An 18883-nucleotide genomic window follows, 5' to 3' on the forward strand; every position below is an offset into this window, starting at 1 on the left:
GTTCGCGTAATGCGTATTTATATTTATCATTATAGAACTTAATTTGAATTAATCAAGATTTTGTATTCAATACGCGTACTTTTTTTCTATTCTTGATTCTTTTTCTATGTTATAATTAATTTAATAAAATTAGATGGGGTATGAGACGAATGCTGGAACGTTTATCTAAATTAAGAAAAAATCAAAAATGGTCCTTACAAGAGACAGCAGATCGACTTGGGATTGCGAAAAGCACCTATGCCGGGTATGAAAATGGTTATAGATTACCTTCATTACAATCTTTATCAAAAATAGCCGATTTATTTGATACATCTGTAGATTATATATTAGGTCGAATTGAACATTCACATCAAAACAAAGATGTAATTGATATTACAAGACTCCTAAACGATCCAGATCCAACACTTTTAATAGATGGAGAAGCACTGTCAACAGAAGAGATAATAGATTTTATTGCTTTTGTGAGAAGTAAACGAGAACTAAGTTCCAAGAGAATAGAAAATATTGAACCAACATGTAAAAGTTGATTCAATAAAAAACGAAGACACTGTACTCTTTAAACTTAGAAATACTTAGAAATACTTAGACAATTAATTTGCAAACGGTTTATATAATGAATTCTTAGCAACTGGCCTCATTCTGGGACTTATACTTGGAAACAATCCCATTGGTTATATGATTCAATTATTTTTCATCATTTGTGTAGTGATAGCAGCTATTTCCGGAGGTTTCACATCCAATAAATCAATTATCATGAAACAAGGATTTCTCGCTATTTTAGCGTTGCTTGCCCTTTTATCTGTCATATAGAACTAAAGCTTTTCAATAAAGGAACTCACTTTTGAAGAATACGCCATTCTTTCTGTAAATTTATAAGAAAGAATGGCGTTTTTGTATGTCTATTTCTGTATCGAAAGAATTTGAAAGTATAACAGAATTCAAACAAGAATTAGCAAAGTATATAAAGTACTATAATCATGAAAGAATCAAGGAAAAATAAAAGGAAATGAATCCAGTATTGTACTAGGCTCATTCCCTAGAGGCTACTTAATAAACCGACCTTTCTAATTTTCGGGGGCACAGTCTAGTTGAAGTGCTACAAGCAACGAATTTACTATTTTAAAGTTAAGTGTTTAACCTTGAAGTACTTAAATTCTTTTTTCCAGATAAAGCATACATTATATCTTGATGCTTTATTGTCCTCTTATAATTATGTGGTATCGGGAATTTGTTTCGGTGTTCTTTTATTATAATTATGATTACTATAAGTGATAAAGCTACAGGTATAAAAACGATTAACAAAACATCTTAATGTTTATGAAATTCTTTGTTAATCGTTTCTCTTCTCCCTAATCTCCTGCGAGACTATATTTTTTTGTTGAAATTTACCATATCTTATTTGATTTATTCTGTAACACCAGATTGGGTTACTTTTACATCAGCTGTTACACGAAAACGTAAATGTTTATAGGATTCTTCCCATTCTTGACTGTTCCATTTTCTTACATGAGTTCTACCAAGCTTTCTAAGTCCTATAGGATCTGTGTCTTTTTTAATAAATCTCTTTATCAATGTAGTTGCTTTTTTTTCTATTTCTTTTTCCATAATTTTTTCTAATTTTTTTATTTCTTTAGGATTATCTAGATTTTTTGTTTTTGTAAATTCTTGAATTTCAGCTTTAACTTGAATATGAGCATTTACGAATGGATGCTTACTATTCCCCTCCATCTTATATTTTGTTCTAGCCTTTATATTCTCTATCGTGGCGTACGTATTTGAAGAACCAGGTAGCTTGAATTGGTATGTACCTTGTTTAAAATTATCTGTCAACAATTTAAATACAAATAAATCTTTAGGATTCACTTTATCAACCATTTTACATCTTTTAAAAAGTGCTATTCCATCTAACTCCAACACGTTACCTTTTTTAGATATCATCGGTAAATATGAATCTCTCGCATCATCATTAAGTTGGTTTAAAAACATAAAAAAATTTGTTTTTGGTTGCGTTCCATTGTCCATATTTTGCTCCAGTAAAGAGGATAGATAGGAAGCAATTTCTTTTTCTTTAGAATAGTTCCCCTTTAATAATGATTCCCCTTTTACATTTGTAATTGCTAAATAAATTGCATTTCCTACACTAGGATTTCGATTCAAAGTCTCTAAAATTTCCTGCATTCCCTTTTCAATTATTTTTTCATTAAATATAATAACACGCAATTGCCCCAACTCTAGAGGTCCAGAAGACTTTTCGGATGCTCTTGCAAGAACTTCTCTACCAGTCTGGCCTGATGCTGAATAGATTTTCGTTTCACCTTCCCCGCCTCCTTTATAAGCTGAAATCGCAAAGGTTCCTTTTAGCTTACCTTTTGCTTCGGTATCATATGCCGCAACTTGAACTAAGTCAATGTCATCCACAATTTTCGTTTTAGCACAACCTATTAAGAAGACACTTACTATAAGGAAAAGTATCCATCGCTTCATGTTTATCTCCTTAACTTTATTTTGGCGGTTTGAATTAGCCATAATATAGGTAGGTATACATATATATATACAAAGCCAATTTGACCTGTCCAAGTATTTAATAAGTTAATTTTATTACGGTTATTCAAGAAAAATGATAAAACAAAGATGAACAGGATGATAACTGGCAAAACATATTTTTGCTTTATTCCCAGTGCCTCTTTTATACCACGACTTACTCCCCATAATGTAAAGGAAACGTTAGGTAATATAAAAAAAGCCCAAACAGAAACAATAATGTATTCAAACCGCTCTATAAAGGGAAATTGTATAATTTTAATCATGCTTAAATATGCCCATATCGCGCTCGCTAGTTGTTTTTCACTAAAAAACGCAAGAGTTAAAATCATAAGGTATGTGTAGACAATAGTCGTTACTAAATTTGCATAGTGCGCATATTTTTGAGAGGTTCTTGCCTTTTTAATAAATGGGTAGTACAACAATAACATTTCAAATCCAAAAAAACTAAACATATTTCCTTTCATTCCTTTCATGATTTCTAGGAATGAATGCTGTGCAATTGGAAATAAATTCTGAAAATCTGCATACTGCAAAGGATAAAAAAATGTGAAGATTAGAATGCTTGGGATAACGATTCCAAAGAAGCCAATTCCGGCAACTACACGAAATCCTCCAGTCACAATGTAATAACATAGACCCAAAAAAGCCCCTGCTATAATCCAAGATGAAATGGAAGGAAACATCCAAACATGTACTACTTCGATATAAGTATGTAGTGTTGTTGCACCTAACAATACAATATAGGATAAAAAAATGAAGTTGAACAACCCACCAATCCATTTTCCAAGTACGTCTTGATTGATTGCAATGATATCTCCATTACCCTGATTTAAAATCTGATATATGATCCAAATCATAAGATTAACAGATATTCCAAAAAGCAGCGTACTAATCCAAGCATCATTTCCAACTAATTTTGCACTAATCCTTTCAAAACCAAGCATACCAACCCCCATCTGTATAGTAATAATTAAAAAAAACACCATATATGGAGAGACTTGATACTCAATTGGGATCTGTTTCATAATGCTCCTCCCTGTTAATTTCAATCATCAAAATCATTTCGTGATTTGATTTTATTTTTCTCTACCTCTTCTGGATTAAAACGAAAACGCTGTTTAGATCTTGAAAAAATTGGGCGTCGGAACATCGTTGAGATCGGCAAACGGATAATGCTGTCTTTCCAATCTGTAGGGCGTGTAGGATAAAAAGGAAACAAATAAGGACGTCTTAATGATTCTGTACGTAATAAGCGTGCTAAAAGGAAAGAACTTGTTAAAACAATTCCTAATAAGCCCAGCAGGTGTGCAGATATTATAAAAGGAAAACGAATTACTCGAATTGTATTACCAATTCGATATATTGGTGCTGTAAATGAACTAAGAGCTGAAAGTGCAACAATGATAATAAGTACATTACTTGTAAGACTTGCTTGTACCGATGCTTGTCCAATTACAATACCACCTACTATACCGACAGTTAGACCCACTTTAGTTGGTAAACGTGCCCCCGCTTCTCTCAGTAATTCAATCGTTATTTCTAAAAAAAGCGCTTCAATTAATGGAGGAAAAGGTACTTTACTTCTCGATATGATTAACGTTTCAAGAAGTTCTTTTGGAATAAGCTCGTAATGATATGTTAAGATTGCAACATATAATGGAGTCGTTAAGACAGAAAACATAAAAGCAAAAAGCCTTAATAGACGAAAAAAAGAGGCAATAATCCAAGGCATGGTGTAATCTTCTGTCGTAGAAAAAAAGTCAATTAATGTTGTTGGAAGAGTGATTGCATAAGGTGAGCCATCTACAAAAAGTGCAATTTTCCCTTCTGCCAATACAGCAGCTACACGGTCTGGTCGTTCTGTATTCAAAAATTGAGGAAATATAGAATTCGGGTTGTCTGCAATTAACTGCATCAAATACGTGCTATCCAAAACGTGGTCTGTTTTTATTAGACTCACCCTTTTTATAATTTCTTGTAGATTTTGATCATTTACAATTCCCTCAATATATACAATCGCAACGGTTGTGTTAGATAGAGAGCCTACTTTCAATTCCTTCATTTGTAAATAAGGTGTTGGAAGCTTTCTACGTACTAAATTTAAGTTTACATCTAAATCTTCAATAAACGCGATTTGTGGACCCACGATATTGTATTCAATTTCAGCTTTTGTAATATCTCTTTTTTCTTTCTTTGCCACATTGATTAACAAGCCATTTAATTTATCTGTATCGAACTGAATAAGTATATAGCCGTTTAAAATACTATCCTGAATATCTTCCATTTGATTTGTTATTTTTGAATTTTCAAAGGGTAAGACAGACCGAATATCTTGTAATGAATCGAAGCTCTTCTCTTTTATATAAGTTAAAACCTCTTCATGAAATATATTTACATCGATTAAGGTTCTAAAATATGAAATGACTATAGAGGATTTGTTTGAAGCGATCTCCAACGTTATAAAATCTTTAGATTTTTTTAGTAATTGCATTAATTCCTGCAAAGATTTTATAGAGTGAACAGGTACTTTTTCATGTGGTTTCAATTGATAATACCCTTCCTTTCAAAAAGAACCTATATATAGTTTTTAGAAATTTCTATTTTAAAAATGAGGGATATTTATATGTCAATATGCTCATTAAAAATAATACCTTTTTAACTAACTTAACCAAAATTAGTTAAAAAATGTATTACAAGTAAAAATTTGAAATGTCCCCAAGAAAAATTACAATATTAAAAACATCCTTTCTTTTGGTTCTAAAGAAAGGATGTTTTTATAACAGGCTTTTTCAAGTGTCTATTCTATAGGGTACATTTACCAGTGTTCTTCTCTTTATTATTTCATTAAGTAACATTGGCATTACATTCTGTATGGTTTCTTAAAAAATTTCAGTAAGAGAATATCTTAATTTTGAAGTGTACAAATAGGGAGAGTGACTTCAACTGTAGTCCCCTTATTCATTTCACTCTTAATAAATATCTTTCCCTGATGTGTTTCAATGATTTTATAACAGATCATTAATCCTAAGCCAATCCCCTCTTCTTTAATACTATAAAAAGGTTCTCCGAGGTATGGTATACGTTCTTTTGGAATCCCACACCCTTGATCGATAAAACGAATGCTTACTTGATTATTATCAAGTATATTTATTTGAATCAGAATTTCCCCTCCCATCGGCATAGATTCAATTGCATTTTTTAATATATTAACAAATACTTGTTTTAATTGATTTCCTTCACATGAAATCAATGGAATACCAGGGTTAAGATCGATTCTAAATTTTATATTATGCATCATTGCTTGAGGTTGTAGTAGCATTAAAACTTGATCCATTAGCACACTAATGTTATTAGGTTGCATTTTTACTACCTGTGGTTTGGCTACCGCCATAAATTCAGTTGTTATGCTCTCTATACGCTCAATCTCTGATGATACTATATTAATATAACCCTGATTATTCTCATTTTCCGTTGATTTTAGTAATTGCATGAACCCTTTCATTGCAGTTAATGGATTATTAATCTCATGCGCCATTACAGTCGCTAATTGTCCTACAACAGCAAGTTTTTCAGATTTTCGTAATAATTCTTCTGTTTTTAGCCGTTCAGTGATATCACGAGAAATACTTAGAAAAACTTTTTTACCATTTAAGTTAAAAACACGAACACTAAACTCAGTTGTTATTACTTTTCCTGTTGGAAAAACATATTCATCTTGCAAAGTGAAGGAAGTTTGTCCTTTTTTAATTTTTTCTAATAACCTTACGATTATTTGAGAATCTTGTGGTACTATATTTGAAAATGATAATGAGAGCAACTCTTCTCTACTATATCCAAATCTTCTACACCCAACAGGGTTTACCTCAATAAATCGACTTGGAGCATTATCTTCATTCAGCTCTACTACATATACCGCATCAGTTGCTTGTTCGATTAGTGCACGGTACTTCATTTCACTATCTCTTAATTGCTGGTGTAATTGATGCCGTTCTCTTTCTGCTTGTTTTCTTTCAGAGATGTCTCTACATATTGCTGATAAAGCTATCACATTTCCTCTTACATCTAGTATAGGAGAAACTGTCAGACTGATATCAAGAAGACTCCCATCGCTCCGTTGTCTAACAGTTTCTAATCTAGTAACCACCGATTCTCCTGTTAGAATTTTCTGAATATTTTCAAGTGATTCTTCCATTAAAAAATCTGGTACACAAGGTAATCTCTTACCTATGATTTCTTGTGATGACCACCCAAATATCTTTTCATAAGCTTTATTGGCTTGTAAAATATGCCCTTCTCGATCAGAAATGGTAATAGCATCTAGATTGTGCTTTATAAATGATTCCAATAATTCTTTGGTAGCGCTTAATTCTGATTCTACCTTTTTCCTTTCGGTTATATCAACTGTAGAACCAACAACTTCAATAACTTGTCCATTTCGTTTAATCGGCCTAAGCGCAATAAGAATAATAGTTTTATCATTTGGCCAAGGTAATTCAAATATAATTTCTTTTCCTTCCCATGCCTGAAGATAGTACTTCATCAATTGTGGAACTAAATGTGGAGGAACAATAGAAGCATCAATAGTACGTAAGCTTTTTCCTACCACCTGTTCAGAATAAAATCCGTTTTGATAATAAAACTGTCCATCACATAAAGTGTGTATAAAGTGCTTATCCACTTTTTTAAATTTAAAAATTCCTCCTTGAAGCTCATGTACGGTATCTGCAAGTTCTTGCTTCGATTTTTTTAATTCTCGATTCATTTTAGATAAGTCCTGTGTTAAATAATACAATCTCTGGTAGGCTTCCATAAGAAATAGCCCAATTAAAAGTCCTAACGCTATATATAATAGGCCTCCTGTGTAAAGTAATGTAGTATTAAATAATACGCCAACTAACCACTTTATTCCAATAAAAACAGAAAAATATAACGATGCACTTTTAAAAGGATGTAGTTTTTTAAAATAAGTTTTAAAAGTAGAAAATAGAATCCCCATACCTAAATAAGCAATCACAGGAGGTTCCCAATACCCTCCAGTGTAAAAGATACGCATTAATATTATGCTAATTAGCGTAATCCAACCAGCAATACGACCAAAGTAAATAAAAGATAGAATAAGAGGAACAACTCGAAGATCGTAGGAAAATCCCATGTATGGAAAAGAAAAGAACATTAACGTAACTGCAATAATCCCTCCATAGAGCTTTTCGAAATATCGACTAGAATTAATTGTAAACACTTGAATAAATATTGCTGCGCTAACTAATAAAGAAAAAATAGAAAGGTTGATGAAATAATCTTTAATAATCATGTAATGTCCCTCCTTGCATTAAGTGTATTCGACAAAAAAGCTAAAAATCCTACAAATTGTATAAACAGTTCAAATGCATAAATTTTAAACTAGGATAAAATCTGGAAAAGTAAATAAGGAACACAGCAGATGGGATATTTTAATGAAAAATAGTTCAAAAAAGATAATAGTAACCGTTGACTACTATTATCTTTTTTCTTTAAGTTATCGTAATACGTATGAAACTCTAAGGGACGTGGTATGTCATTTCATCAAACAATGATTATATGCTGAGTCATGAATATAGAAATTTCAGCAGTAATTTTTGAAAAATAACATAAAAAACAAAACTATCTTTGAAAATGGAAAAAATCTATATGAATGTCAACTAATCTATGTACAAAAACGTTCACTTAATTTTGCATAAAATCACTCCACTTAGGAAGCTAAGTAGTTCTTCAAGGTCGATAAGAACACCTGTAGATGCTTCAGGATAACTACATAATTGTATGGGGAATGTACTTGAAACCTTTCGGTAAAACCATACACATAATACAACTAACTCCTTGGTTCAATATTTACTTTTTCGCTGAACAAATTCTTTTTCTTGAGCAAAATATTCTAGGATATAAGGAGATTTTTCGATTAACTTGGTGTCTAGTTTATTCTCCAGCTCCAATTACTTCGTTACTTTCAGATTCAGTTCATTATATTTTGTACTTTGTCTTTATACACAACATATTCTTTACCATCCACTACTGCTACTACCGCAAATTCATCATTTGGATTGAATGAAAGCCAATCAGCCCACATGTTAGTATTAGCCCCTCCACTCCACATATTATGAACAGTGTTTTTCGTTAAATTCATAACTTTATAAGACGCATTTGGCGCATTTGTTCCAGTCTTTATTTCAAAAGTGTATGCGTTATGAATTTTTTTATAAAAGTAGAAAACGTTTGATGGACGAAGCTGATTCAAAAAATCCTGTTCTTTTTTCTCTGCAATTTTTATCCCTTCTTGCAAAGTGACAACATCTGTTTTTAATGTTTTCCAACTGTTTTTCGCTGCATTCAAGCTAGGGGTTAAGAATTTATATTTATTTTGATCAGCTTTTTGATCAGCTTTATCAATATGTCCCAGTACACCCGAATATTGAGAATCTAAATCCTCCCATTGCGTAGACATATAAGTAAGAGCAGTGATAGCACTATCAAGCATACTATGCATATCACTAATATTATGAAATGCAACTCCAACTACACGATTCAATGTTATTTTATAATCTACAGTCTGACGCAATTTTGCTAATTCAGGTTCTAGCCAACCTAACTTACCTCTTGCATCACCTATCATTATGCCACCAGCAATCAAGGTTGGAATAAAGGGGATTTTCACCATGTCTAACCCCTTAGATTCTATGTCTTTCTGATATTTTACTTGTCCTAAAAGGTCCTCTAGACGCTTTTGGTCCGCCTCCACATCAGCACCTTGGTTTTTTAAAATCGATTGCAATGTCTCTTTATGACTTCCAAATGTTCTAACATCTTCTCCAATAGCATTTTTTAATTGAATTAATTCTTCTATTAATGCTTTTGCAGACTTTTGATTTTGTTGAATTCCTCCCTGTAGATCTTTAATCCCTTTTTTTAAAGTATCTCCATTTCCAGTATTGATCGCCTCTACTAATGTTTCATAATGATTTTCAAATTTTGTATCGTATTCTATAATGCCTGTCAATGTATCAAAAAGTTGTTTTTTTACTTGTGTATTCCATGTAACAGCATGTGCTCTTGCATTCTTTTGATCTTGTACAATTTTACTAGGTAAATCTGCATTTCCATTAATAGTTATTCCTTCAAAACTCACATCTGGATTATTAATTAGCAAATAAGAGTATTCATTCATAGCTTTTGCAAATAAACCAGCATCTTGCAAAGCTTTTTTCATCTGTTCTTCATTTGCTGAAAGAGATATATTTTCAATGTTCGTTTGTTCAATTTCAATTGCAAAAGTTTCTATTGGTATGACTGCATAAGTAGTTGTTATAGTTATAAACGCTGATACAGCGAGTAGTTTATTAGGGATTTTTTTCATCATTTCGTATTCCTCCTATATAAGGTATGGTTTCAAGTTCTAATCTTATTAAAAAGCGATGTCTTTCAAAATGAGTTCTACATCTTTTATCAGTATCGTTTGAACTTTCTTTAGCAGCCTTCAAATCATTAAGTATTAAAGAAAATGTATATAATCTACTTCAAATTAACCGATTCTGTTGCAAATTTTAAAAAAGCAATTAAACTACAAGGTTATTTTTTATTCGAATCATACTTATATATAATTGAAAGGCGAAGTCTTTAATGAGACTCCGCCTTTCTGTTATATAAGGATTTATTAATTATTACTTTTCTGTTTAACAGTGTAATCATAGACTTGCTATGTTTTAGTTCACTTTACAACAGAATTAATATTTCCCTATTTTTGTGGAGTAACAGTTTCCACTTTTAATTCCTTTATTCCTTCTTTTAATGTAACAGCATCTGTTCGTAATGTTTTCCAACTGTCTTTCGCTGCATTTAAATTAGGTTTTAAGAATTTAAATTTATTTTGATCGGCTTTTTGAGCTGCATTCTCAATATGCCCTAGAACGCCCGAATATTGAGAATCTAAATCATGCCACTGCGTGGACATATAAGTAAGAGCGTTAATAGCATCATCAAGCGCCTTGTGCATTTCATTAATATTACTGTAAGCAACTCCAACTACACGATTTAAGGTTACTTTATAATCCACGGTCTGACGTAATTCTGCTAATAAAGGCTCTAACTTACCTAAATTATCCCTTGCTACTCCCACTATAATACCGCCAATTATTGGTAGACCCAAAATAGCACCCTTCATTACATTAAACCCATCAGATTCTAATTGTTTATAATAGTTTACTGATCCTAATACTTCTTCTAGACGCTTTTGATCGGCATCAACATCTGCACCTTGATTTTTTAAAATTGACTGCAAGAGCTCTTTATTACTTCCAAATGCTCTAACATCATGTCCAATAGAGTCTCTTAATTTAGTTAATTCTTCTATTAATTGCTGTGCATACTTTTGATTTTGTTGAATTTCACCTCGCAAATCTGTAATCCCTTCTTTTAAAGTTTCTCCATCCCCTGTATTAATCGCTTCTACCATTGTTTCATAATAATTGTCAAATGTTGTATCGTATTCAACAATACCATTCAATGTATCTAAAAGCTGTTTTTTTACTTTCGTATCCCAAGTAACAGCATGTGCCCTTGCATTCTTTTGATCTTGTACGATTCTACCAGGTAAATCTACATATCCACTAATAGTAATTCCCTCAAAATTCACATCAGGATTCTTAATTAACATATAAGAATAGGCATTCATAGATTTTGCAAATAATCCAGCCTTTTGCAAGGTCTCTTTCATTCTCGCTTCATTTGCAGAAAGAGCCGTATCTCCATTGTTCGTTTGTTCAATTTCACTTGCAAAAGTTGTTACTGGTGAAACTACATTAGCAGTTGTAATAGTTAATAGCGTCGATACAGCGAGTAATTTATAAGGGATTTTTTTTATCATTTCATTTTCCTCCAATTTAGGTTTTTAATTTCAGTTCTACTCCTGTTTAAAAGCAATATCTTTTGAAATGAATTCTGCATCTTTATGAATATCATTCCAACTTTCTTTAGCGGCTTTTAAATCATCTGGTATTAAAGAGAATTTGTGGTCTTGCATAGAATCGATATTATCCAGTAAATCTGTATAATTTGCGCCCATTGTATTCCATTGCTTTTGAATATTTGTTAGAGACAATATCGCTTGATCTACAGTCTGATATAAATATGCCAATGTTTCTTTCGCGTTAGTAAGCGAAAGAACTGCTTGATTAGCACGATCTGCTTTCATACTTAATTCTCCGATTTTGTTAGAAATTTCATTATAGGAGTCCATATGCTTAGATGCTGTGACACCAGCCGCTGTTCCTAAACCAATACCAGCTGCACCAAGAGCCGAGAGTCCACCAACAACAGCCGGTGTTGCTGTACCGCCAGTTACAACAATAACGACCGCTCCTCCAATAGCTGCAATAACTAAAATAGCTGCTCCCAATCCACCACCAATTGACCATGCTAATACATCATCAAAATGTTTTTTCTGAGTAGAACGAAGTTGCTCAATTTCAGCTTGAAGTTGTGGAATCGTTGCCTGTTGACCTGCTAATATTGCAGTTAATCCACCTTTCCCATCTGGACCACCAACATTATTTTTAAAATCTGTAGAATTTTGATATAGTTTCCCTTTGAAGTCTTGTAGCATCTTAATCACATCTGTAACTTCTTTTGAATTTGTATTGATTGTAGTAATTAAATCATTTATACCCTCTTTTAGACCTGCCTTATCTTTCTTTTGTACAGTTTCTACTAATGTGTCGTAATAATTTTGAAATTGTTCATCGTAATTTACAATATTACGAGCAGTTTTTTGAATCTGTGGCTTCGCTGTATCTAACCAGTAATTCGCATTGATTCGTGACAGCTCTTGATTAAGGTGAATATTTTTGAGCAACTCTCCCCCCTCTGAGCCTAAATCGATATTAGATAAATTTACATTTGGTTGCTTAATCATTGTTTTTGCGTATAAATCCATTACTAGAATATGAGACCCTGTTTCAGCTAATGCTTTCTTCAGTCCTTCGGGGCCTAATGCATAATTGCCAACTTTTTGTTCTTGAGCGGTCGTTTCTTGTGCAAATGCATGAATAGTGTTACCGGTAGTAGCAGTTATAACAGTTGCTAATGTAGCTAAAGTTAGTACTTTGAATGGGAATTTTTTCATGACTATTCTCCTTCTTTCGCTAAATGCTTATACTCTTTATAGATTTCCAAAAACGTAATATCAAAATTTATATACTTGCTCTTCAAGGTAACTTATTACATTTTTTAATTGTCTTAATGTATCTTTTTGAGACTGCTCGTTAGTTGTATCAACATTAGTAGATAATTTTGTAATGCTATTTTTTATTAGATTTAAATCTTCTTTATAGCGCTTTAGTAGATCAAGTTCTACATCTACTTGATTTGCAAACGTATGCAAATCATTTTGTGTAAGAAGAAGCATTGATTTTTGTAAATCAGCTATTGATAATTTCGTTGTTAAATCATATATTTTTTGATTTTGTTTCTCTAAATCATCTAAATATGCTCGCTGCTCTGCTGTTAATTTATTTACTTCAGCAAAAACGCCAAATGTTTTCTTAATCTTTTCGGTATCAATGACCTTCATCAGGTCATACTCTTGTGTTTTTGCTGCGGCTGCGGCTGCTATTTCACCTTGTTTGCTTTTCTCAATTGCTTCACGAGCTGCTTTTTTTGCTGATTCAATCTCTAGAGCAGTTTTACCTTGCTCTGTTGCTTCTTGCACTGCTTTTTTCTCAGCTTCTAGAATAGAGTTGTTAATTTCTTTTCCTTTGTTATACGCTGCCACCCCTGCTTGAGCAGCTGGTTCAATAATTTCTTTTGAAAGACTATAAACTTCTTTGAATATAGCAAATCCCTGTTCATTTAAAGCCCCTGGTATTAATGCAATTTGCTGTAAATCATTTTGAATTGCTTTTTTGGTATTTAATATTTCATTTTTTAACTGGTCTATTTTTCCTGTTCCATCTGTACTTAGTATGCCTTGAGCAGTTGCCACATTGGTATCAAAATCTTTTAATTTTTTATCAAGCTGTAATTTAAGATCTGTTAATTCATTGATTTGCCGTTGCGTATTTTCTTGATTCGTCATAGCCATTTCTTGAAGTACTTCAAGTCTATCCGAAAACCCTTCTCTATCTTCTTTATTGTCTACAAACGATTTTAATGTCGGGTAATAGCTATTAAATTTTGTTACAAATCCTTTACTTTTTGAATTTAATAGAATTAACTGTGGATAGAGTTCCGATGACCATTCCTTCATATCTTGTTTGATTAGGAATTGATTTGTATTTAAAGCTGTGACTTCCTCTAACTGTACATTAGGACTCATTAAAGATTGATCAATATACGTTTGGATTAATTTAGATTGCGCACCTAATTTTCGTAATGAAGAGGAAATATCCATGCCTTCCTGTTGAGTTTCCGCTTGAACGGTTGGTGTTGCGAGAGTATTGATAGGAATATTTCCTCCAGTTACAATGGATGTGACTAATAATCCTGTAATTATTTTAGTTTTCATTCCGTACACTCCTTTACCATTGTTTTTATAACTTAATTCATATAACTTGTACGACCTCTCTCTTTGTAAACTGATTAAGAAGGAGAAATCTTTCAGATAGGATAATATCGTTATTTTTTACTTCTAATAGGATGTAAGGATTTTACTTACTTCTCACTTCGATACTTTATTTTTTCAAATATAAATAACAAAAATTTATTAACTATATTTGAATCAAGCACCCTATGAATAGTAAATGAGTAATTCTTCCCTAGAATTGCGGTTTAACTTACAGAACTGCGAGAATCAATAAACCAATGCTTACAGTTAATCTTGTCATAACATTGTTTAATTTAAATTTAATAATATTACTCTTAGTTTTATCAGCAAGCTCCTTACTAGACTACAAAAGGTGAAATTATACTGTACATCGCTTATACTTTTATTGCGGAATAACTTCACTTTTGTTATGCAGAAACTTAGAACAGGTTTATTACAAATTTGATTCTTGACCTCTTGTAAATAAATTGACTATTTATAAAATTATTAACGACATAATGTTACTTACAACTTCACTATAATTCCTATTAGCGTAACCTTATCCTTTCTGTCTGGTCATACCAGTTATGTTGTTCATTAAAACATTAAATTTTTAATGCGTAAATAGAAAAATTTTGTCGATTACGATCGATAATTTACTGTTAAATAAAAATATGAACCGAAAAAAATTATATAAATATAGTTATCCGTAAATTTCATTTCTGTAATTGTAATGATTACAAATTAATGTGTATACGGTTAAAAATAACTATTTTAGCTCAACCAAGAAATTTTATTTTAGAAAAAATACTTATAGAATAATATAATAGGTCTTTTTATACTTTTTTACCTTTATTTAGTTATGTATAATTGCATAAAATGTAGATATATTTAGTAATATATGTTATATTGTTGATTTTTTCACAAAACATCCTAATATCATTATTAACAAATATTCAGTATGAAGATATTAGTCTATAAACTTATCATCGTTATAAACATAGGTTTTAAATTACAAAAAAGCTGCAAAGCTTACTTGAAACACTTTGCAGCCTTCTGTCTTTTTGTTTTCTTTAGCAAAATAATGGTTAGTGTATTTTCATTTTTTGGGATACTTATACCCATGTTTAAGTCTTTACATTGAAGACAGCAGATAACAAGCTTATATTACTGTATATTTTTCACGGTACTGCCTAGGAGTCATACTAGTGATTTTTTTGAAAACTCTTATAAAATAACTTTGGTCATTAAAGTTAAGCCACGCACAGATATCTGATAACGAATAAGTAGTGAGTGTTAATAATTTTTTTGCTTCTTCCACTCTTTCCCTTTGAATATATTCGCTTAAAGTAATTCCCATTTCTTTTTTAAATAGTTTAGACAGATAAGTAGGCGTAATTTCTAAATGATTAGCAAGTTCATTCAGAGATATTCCATCGTAAACATTTTTATTAATATGTTTTATACATGTAGTAACCGCGTAAGAATACTTTTTTGCACTGTATTCTTTCACACGATCTGCAAAGGTACGTAAAGCGTCCCCTGACAATCGCTTTACAGATTCTACATTATCTAATTGTTCTAGGGTTTGTATATATAAAATACTATGGGCAAAAGCAATATCTGGTGGCAGGTTTCCTTCTATTGCATATCGAGTGGCTAAGGTAATCGCAATAATTCCAAGGTTTTTTTGATTCCTGAGCGGATCCTCTATTAGCATAAGTTCAACATCTTCTTGCGAAACCGCATACATATACTGTATTAACTTTTTTTTATTCCCTTCTTTAATAGTCGAAAAGAAATCATTTACTAATGCCATATTGTGCGTTTTAGGTTTGTTTTGTCGGCGTTTTAAAATATATAAATCAGGTTTCACATTTTTATTAGGAATTTCCTCTAGTACTTTATTTTTTTCCAAGACAATATCTACATCTAACTTTTCATTGAAAATCATGTAATGTAATAAAATTCCCATATCAATTAATGTAGTTTTTTTAATCTCAGATAAACACTGATAATAGGCAAGTCTTTCTTGAATGTTATCATTTGATTTAAATTCTTTCTGAAATTTTATGATCATATCATCTGAATCTTTTGGATGTATAGTAGGACCGATTATGATAGTCCCTTTAATATCATCATGATTTTCTATATGAATTAGAACAAAATTTTCAAGATAGTTGTTACTTCGGAAAAGTGGCAAGTTAAAGGGATCGTTTTCTTGATAAATATCAGTAAGATGTTCTTCTTTTGAAGAATAAAAAGGACTACAAACATTATCAGATGTAGAATGATATAAAATTTTTTTGTCTGCAGATAAAATATGTACAGGGGCATTAAATGCTTTATGTGCAAGATCACACAAGTGTTGTATATCGATAGAAGTATTCATTACATTCTCCTTTATAGATCCATAAAATATATTCTGTTATATATAATTCACGACAAATAATACTATAAAATATCAAATTAGTACAATTCACAACAAAATATTACTATATCTTTTTTATAAAAATCATATATTATTTAATTGTAGTTAGCATCTAAATATCAGAGTAGATAAGTAAAGGAAATAAGCTAAGTTCTTTTCTTAATTCTACAAAATATAATTATTGAACTTGAGGAAATAGTGAAGTACTACAAAATACAGTGGTAGTCAATGCGAGGACCAAGCTGGAAAAAGATTTAAAATAAAGCGAAGTAACAGGAGATACTGTACCACCGCAAGAAATAACAGTCAAAGTTCCAATTCAATCCTTTCTACAAATTGAATTCAAAAAATAAATACTGCTAATTTACATGTGAAACTGAAAAACTATTTTCCTCCAAATTTTAGAAAAAGATAATAAAGAAGTTGTGAATTTGGAAACAGATGAAAGCGATACGGCTATTTTTGAAGCACTATGCTTTGAAAAGTACAAGATGGAGGAAATTCAAGTACTCAACTAAACACGAAGAAACGATGGAATATTCAAAAAAATGACACTATATTACTGGTCGCAACATTAGTTTTACTTTCCACAAAAGAGGAAAATATATAGACTTTACAAATACTAAAAATAGCAAACTAGATAGTTTTATTACCGCATCACATAAAGTGAAACTTTAATCAGTGGGGGTTTTGTTCATCCCCACTGATTATTAGCCCACACCAATCGGGCTTTTACGGGCAGCCCGCCCCCCACCTAACTTCTTTGCTTCCGCTGAATTTTGAGGTGGGGGTCTTACTGCCTGGCAAATAGCGAGATAAACTTATTATTAATTTCCAAATACAATAGTTGTTAATCAACAAAAAACTTCAATAACCAAGATGCACAGTAAATTAACCTCAAAACAATTCTTACTACAATATCAGGTTTTGCTTATTCTATAAAAAAAGAAATATCACTAAAAAACTATTCCTTTATATCGATTTAGACATAAAACATTTTATTATATCGGCTTAAGTATTATGAAATTAAAATTGCAAATAACACCAAAACTCTTTTAAAGGCTCATACATCGTTCGTATCGGGTTAATTTTCTTTTGATACCTATGTCATTAACACAAATAAAAAAGTTTATCACAAAGGAATCTGAGAGGTTTTTTCAATTTCGAAATTTATTTTTTTGTAAATTAAAGGAAAAATAATCCATATATATATACGGATTATTTTCTTAGTGTAGTCTGTATTGACCTGTTAACTGTTTTTCAGCCATTCAAACTAAGCGTTTTGTAATCTCTCCACCGATCCGAACCATTTGCAGATGATGTGATGTATCAGGTCCCCGTGTGACCCCTAGTTCAAAAACACTTTCATACTTCATTTGCTCAATAGTAATTGTAGTAGCAGAAATAAGAATTTCATTTGTATTACTTTCGTATCTTTGAATATTTATAAATAACATGTACCTAATTATGCTATTTACGCATGAATAACCTAATTTATTCCAGCATTTTTATAGGAACCCTTTCCCTCCCCTTATTTCACCAATTAAATTTGAAACACAAATGTACATTGCATTTCAATATAACAATAAAAGCTACAAAAGCAACGAATTTACTATTTTAAAGTTAAGTGTTTAACCTTTAAGTACTTAAATTCTTTTTTCCAGATAAAGCATACATTATATCTTGATGTTTTATTGTCCTCTTATAATTATGTGGTATCGGGAATTTGTTTCGGTGTTCTTTTATTATAATTAAAGTTTGAAGTTCTATGCTCAATACTTTTGCGAGGACATGATAGTTATATCCATTATTTAACAGAGAAATTATGTCATAAAACATAGTTTTTCCACCCACTAATTTTACTAATTTATTCTTTAACTCATCCCTTTTTTCTTTAGCTTCATCAATTTCTAACAACATAGATTTTTTATTTGTCTGCTTAATGTATTGAGTATACAACTCTGGGAATTCTTTTTTGTACTTCTTTGTTTAATACTGGTTTATATTTAATTATATAAGTAACTTGTAACAAAGAGCGTTTTAACAAACTATCTTCAATGAGATACGCTACTTTATTAAATAAATGTACATATTCCTCAATATTGGAATAACTATTAAAATGAGCTAATACTCTACTTTTTATACTAAAAGCCTTGCCTATATAAATAATATTGTCATTATAGTCTTTAATGAAATAAATACCACTGTCAGATTTTTTCAATTTATTATCCAATTCTTCTATACTCATAAAATGCAATTCACTCATACTTCTCTCTCCTTAGCAGTTTTAAATCGTAAAAAACAAGCAAGGTTTCTAAAAAAGTACTTAGCTGCCCTAGCATCTCTTATTTTATCTCTTG

General features: G+C 31.2%; 12 protein-coding genes and 4 pseudogenes. 4 read left to right on the plus strand and 12 right to left on the minus strand.

The genetic code is table 11. The annotated features are described in order from the left end of the window. Positions 1 to 149 precede the first annotated feature (149 nt). From ansR to DN399_RS15245, 3 genes and pseudogenes are all read left to right on the plus strand, one after another. Positions 150 to 527: an HTH-type transcriptional regulator AnsR gene (ansR, locus tag DN399_RS15235; protein WP_000893569.1), complete on the plus strand. Its 378-nt coding sequence runs from the start codon at positions 150 to 152 to the stop codon at positions 525 to 527. Between the two features lie 67 nt (positions 528 to 594). After that, positions 595 to 810, plus strand: a pseudogene (locus DN399_RS15240) (DUF1304 domain-containing protein); the annotation flags it as partial. A gap of 103 nt (positions 811 to 913) precedes the next feature. Continuing rightward, a pseudogene (locus DN399_RS15245) lies at positions 914 to 1000 on the plus strand (IS3 family transposase); the annotation flags it as partial. A 404-nt stretch (positions 1001 to 1404) separates the two neighbouring features. Here DN399_RS15245 and DN399_RS15255 read toward each other — a convergent pair. The 10 genes and pseudogenes from DN399_RS15255 to DN399_RS15295 all read right to left on the minus strand — a co-directional run bounded on the left by DN399_RS15255 (position 1405) and on the right by DN399_RS15295 (position 16484). Beyond that, positions 1405 to 2484 (minus strand): Ger(x)C family spore germination protein, encoded by a 1080-nt coding sequence (locus tag DN399_RS15255; protein WP_000832878.1) that lies wholly within the window; start codon positions 2482 to 2484, stop codon positions 1405 to 1407. 2 nt (positions 2485 to 2486) lie between these two features. Next, positions 2487 to 3569, minus strand: a complete 1083-nt coding sequence (locus DN399_RS15260) for a GerAB/ArcD/ProY family transporter (protein ID WP_000809697.1) — start codon at positions 3567 to 3569, stop codon at positions 2487 to 2489. Positions 3570 to 3589: 20 nt separating this feature from the next. After that, a complete protein-coding gene (locus tag DN399_RS15265) occupies positions 3590 to 5089 on the minus strand; it encodes a spore germination protein (protein WP_149149755.1) in 1500 nt (499 codons plus the stop codon). Between the two features lie 360 nt (positions 5090 to 5449). Further along, positions 5450 to 7855, minus strand: coding sequence for a PAS domain S-box protein (locus DN399_RS15270; protein ID WP_149149756.1), 2406 nt, complete (start codon positions 7853 to 7855; stop codon positions 5450 to 5452). A 430-nt stretch (positions 7856 to 8285) separates the two neighbouring features. Next, positions 8286 to 8513, minus strand: a pseudogene (locus DN399_RS28430) (hypothetical protein); the annotation flags it as partial. Positions 8514 to 8533: 20 nt separating this feature from the next. Further along, positions 8534 to 9934 (minus strand): hemolysin BL regulatory component HblB, encoded by a 1401-nt coding sequence (gene hblB / locus DN399_RS15275; protein WP_016122779.1) that lies wholly within the window; start codon positions 9932 to 9934, stop codon positions 8534 to 8536. A gap of 375 nt (positions 9935 to 10309) precedes the next feature. After that, complete coding sequence (gene hblA, locus DN399_RS15280; RefSeq protein WP_149149757.1) at positions 10310 to 11437, minus strand: hemolysin BL binding component B; 1128 nt, start codon at positions 11435 to 11437, stop codon at positions 10310 to 10312. Positions 11438 to 11473: 36 nt separating this feature from the next. Next, entirely contained in the window at positions 11474 to 12694 is a 1221-nt protein-coding gene (gene hblD / locus DN399_RS15285) for a hemolytic enterotoxin HBL lytic component L1 (protein WP_000714435.1), read from the minus strand. Between the two features lie 60 nt (positions 12695 to 12754). After that, positions 12755 to 14074: a hemolytic enterotoxin HBL lytic component L2 gene (hblC, locus tag DN399_RS15290; RefSeq protein WP_074619122.1), complete on the minus strand. Its 1320-nt coding sequence runs from the start codon at positions 14072 to 14074 to the stop codon at positions 12755 to 12757. 1180 nt (positions 14075 to 15254) lie between these two features. Continuing rightward, complete coding sequence (locus DN399_RS15295; RefSeq protein WP_149149758.1) at positions 15255 to 16484, minus strand: helix-turn-helix domain-containing protein; 1230 nt, start codon at positions 16482 to 16484, stop codon at positions 15255 to 15257. A gap of 425 nt (positions 16485 to 16909) precedes the next feature. On the opposite strand from DN399_RS15295, the gene DN399_RS15305 reads away from it, so the two are divergent. Beyond that, positions 16910 to 17041, plus strand: coding sequence for a peptidase (locus DN399_RS15305; RefSeq protein ID WP_076876078.1), 132 nt, complete (start codon positions 16910 to 16912; stop codon positions 17039 to 17041). Between the two features lie 750 nt (positions 17042 to 17791). Here the strand turns inward: DN399_RS15305 and DN399_RS15310 are convergent. Both DN399_RS15310 and DN399_RS15315 read right to left on the minus strand, forming a co-directional pair. Continuing rightward, the gene (locus DN399_RS15310) at positions 17792 to 17980 is read right to left on the minus strand and encodes a small, acid-soluble spore protein, alpha/beta type (protein ID WP_049108385.1); all 189 of its coding nucleotides are present in this window, start codon (positions 17978 to 17980) and stop codon (positions 17792 to 17794) included. A 181-nt stretch (positions 17981 to 18161) separates the two neighbouring features. Continuing rightward, a pseudogene (locus DN399_RS15315) lies at positions 18162 to 18789 on the minus strand (GIY-YIG nuclease family protein). Positions 18790 to 18883 lie beyond the last annotated feature (94 nt).

It is taken from the genome of Bacillus sp. AR4-2 (genome assembly GCF_008274865.1).
GTDB classification, from domain to species: domain Bacteria; phylum Bacillota; class Bacilli; order Bacillales; family Bacillaceae_G; genus Bacillus_A; species Bacillus_A cereus.

Excerpts from the sequence above, each read along its gene's own strand:
- hblA (WP_149149757.1), bottom strand. The coding sequence starts at position 11,437 with ATGATAAAAAAAATCCCTTATAAATTACTCGCTGTATCGACGCTATTA.
- DN399_RS15310 (WP_049108385.1), bottom strand. The coding sequence starts at position 17,980 with ATGTTATTTATAAATATTCAAAGATACGAAAGTAATACAAATGAAATT.
- ansR (WP_000893569.1), top strand. The coding sequence starts at position 150 with ATGCTGGAACGTTTATCTAAATTAAGAAAAAATCAAAAATGGTCCTTA.
- DN399_RS15270 (WP_149149756.1), bottom strand. The coding sequence starts at position 7,855 with ATGATTATTAAAGATTATTTCATCAACCTTTCTATTTTTTCTTTATTA.
- DN399_RS15295 (WP_149149758.1), bottom strand. The coding sequence starts at position 16,484 with ATGAATACTTCTATCGATATACAACACTTGTGTGATCTTGCACATAAA.
- DN399_RS15255 (WP_000832878.1), bottom strand. The coding sequence starts at position 2,484 with ATGAAGCGATGGATACTTTTCCTTATAGTAAGTGTCTTCTTAATAGGT.
- hblD (WP_000714435.1), bottom strand. The coding sequence starts at position 12,694 with ATGAAAAAATTCCCATTCAAAGTACTAACTTTAGCTACATTAGCAACT.
- hblC (WP_074619122.1), bottom strand. The coding sequence starts at position 14,074 with ATGAAAACTAAAATAATTACAGGATTATTAGTCACATCCATTGTAACT.
- DN399_RS15260 (WP_000809697.1), bottom strand. The coding sequence starts at position 3,569 with ATGAAACAGATCCCAATTGAGTATCAAGTCTCTCCATATATGGTGTTT.
- hblB (WP_016122779.1), bottom strand. The coding sequence starts at position 9,934 with ATGATGAAAAAAATCCCTAATAAACTACTCGCTGTATCAGCGTTTATA.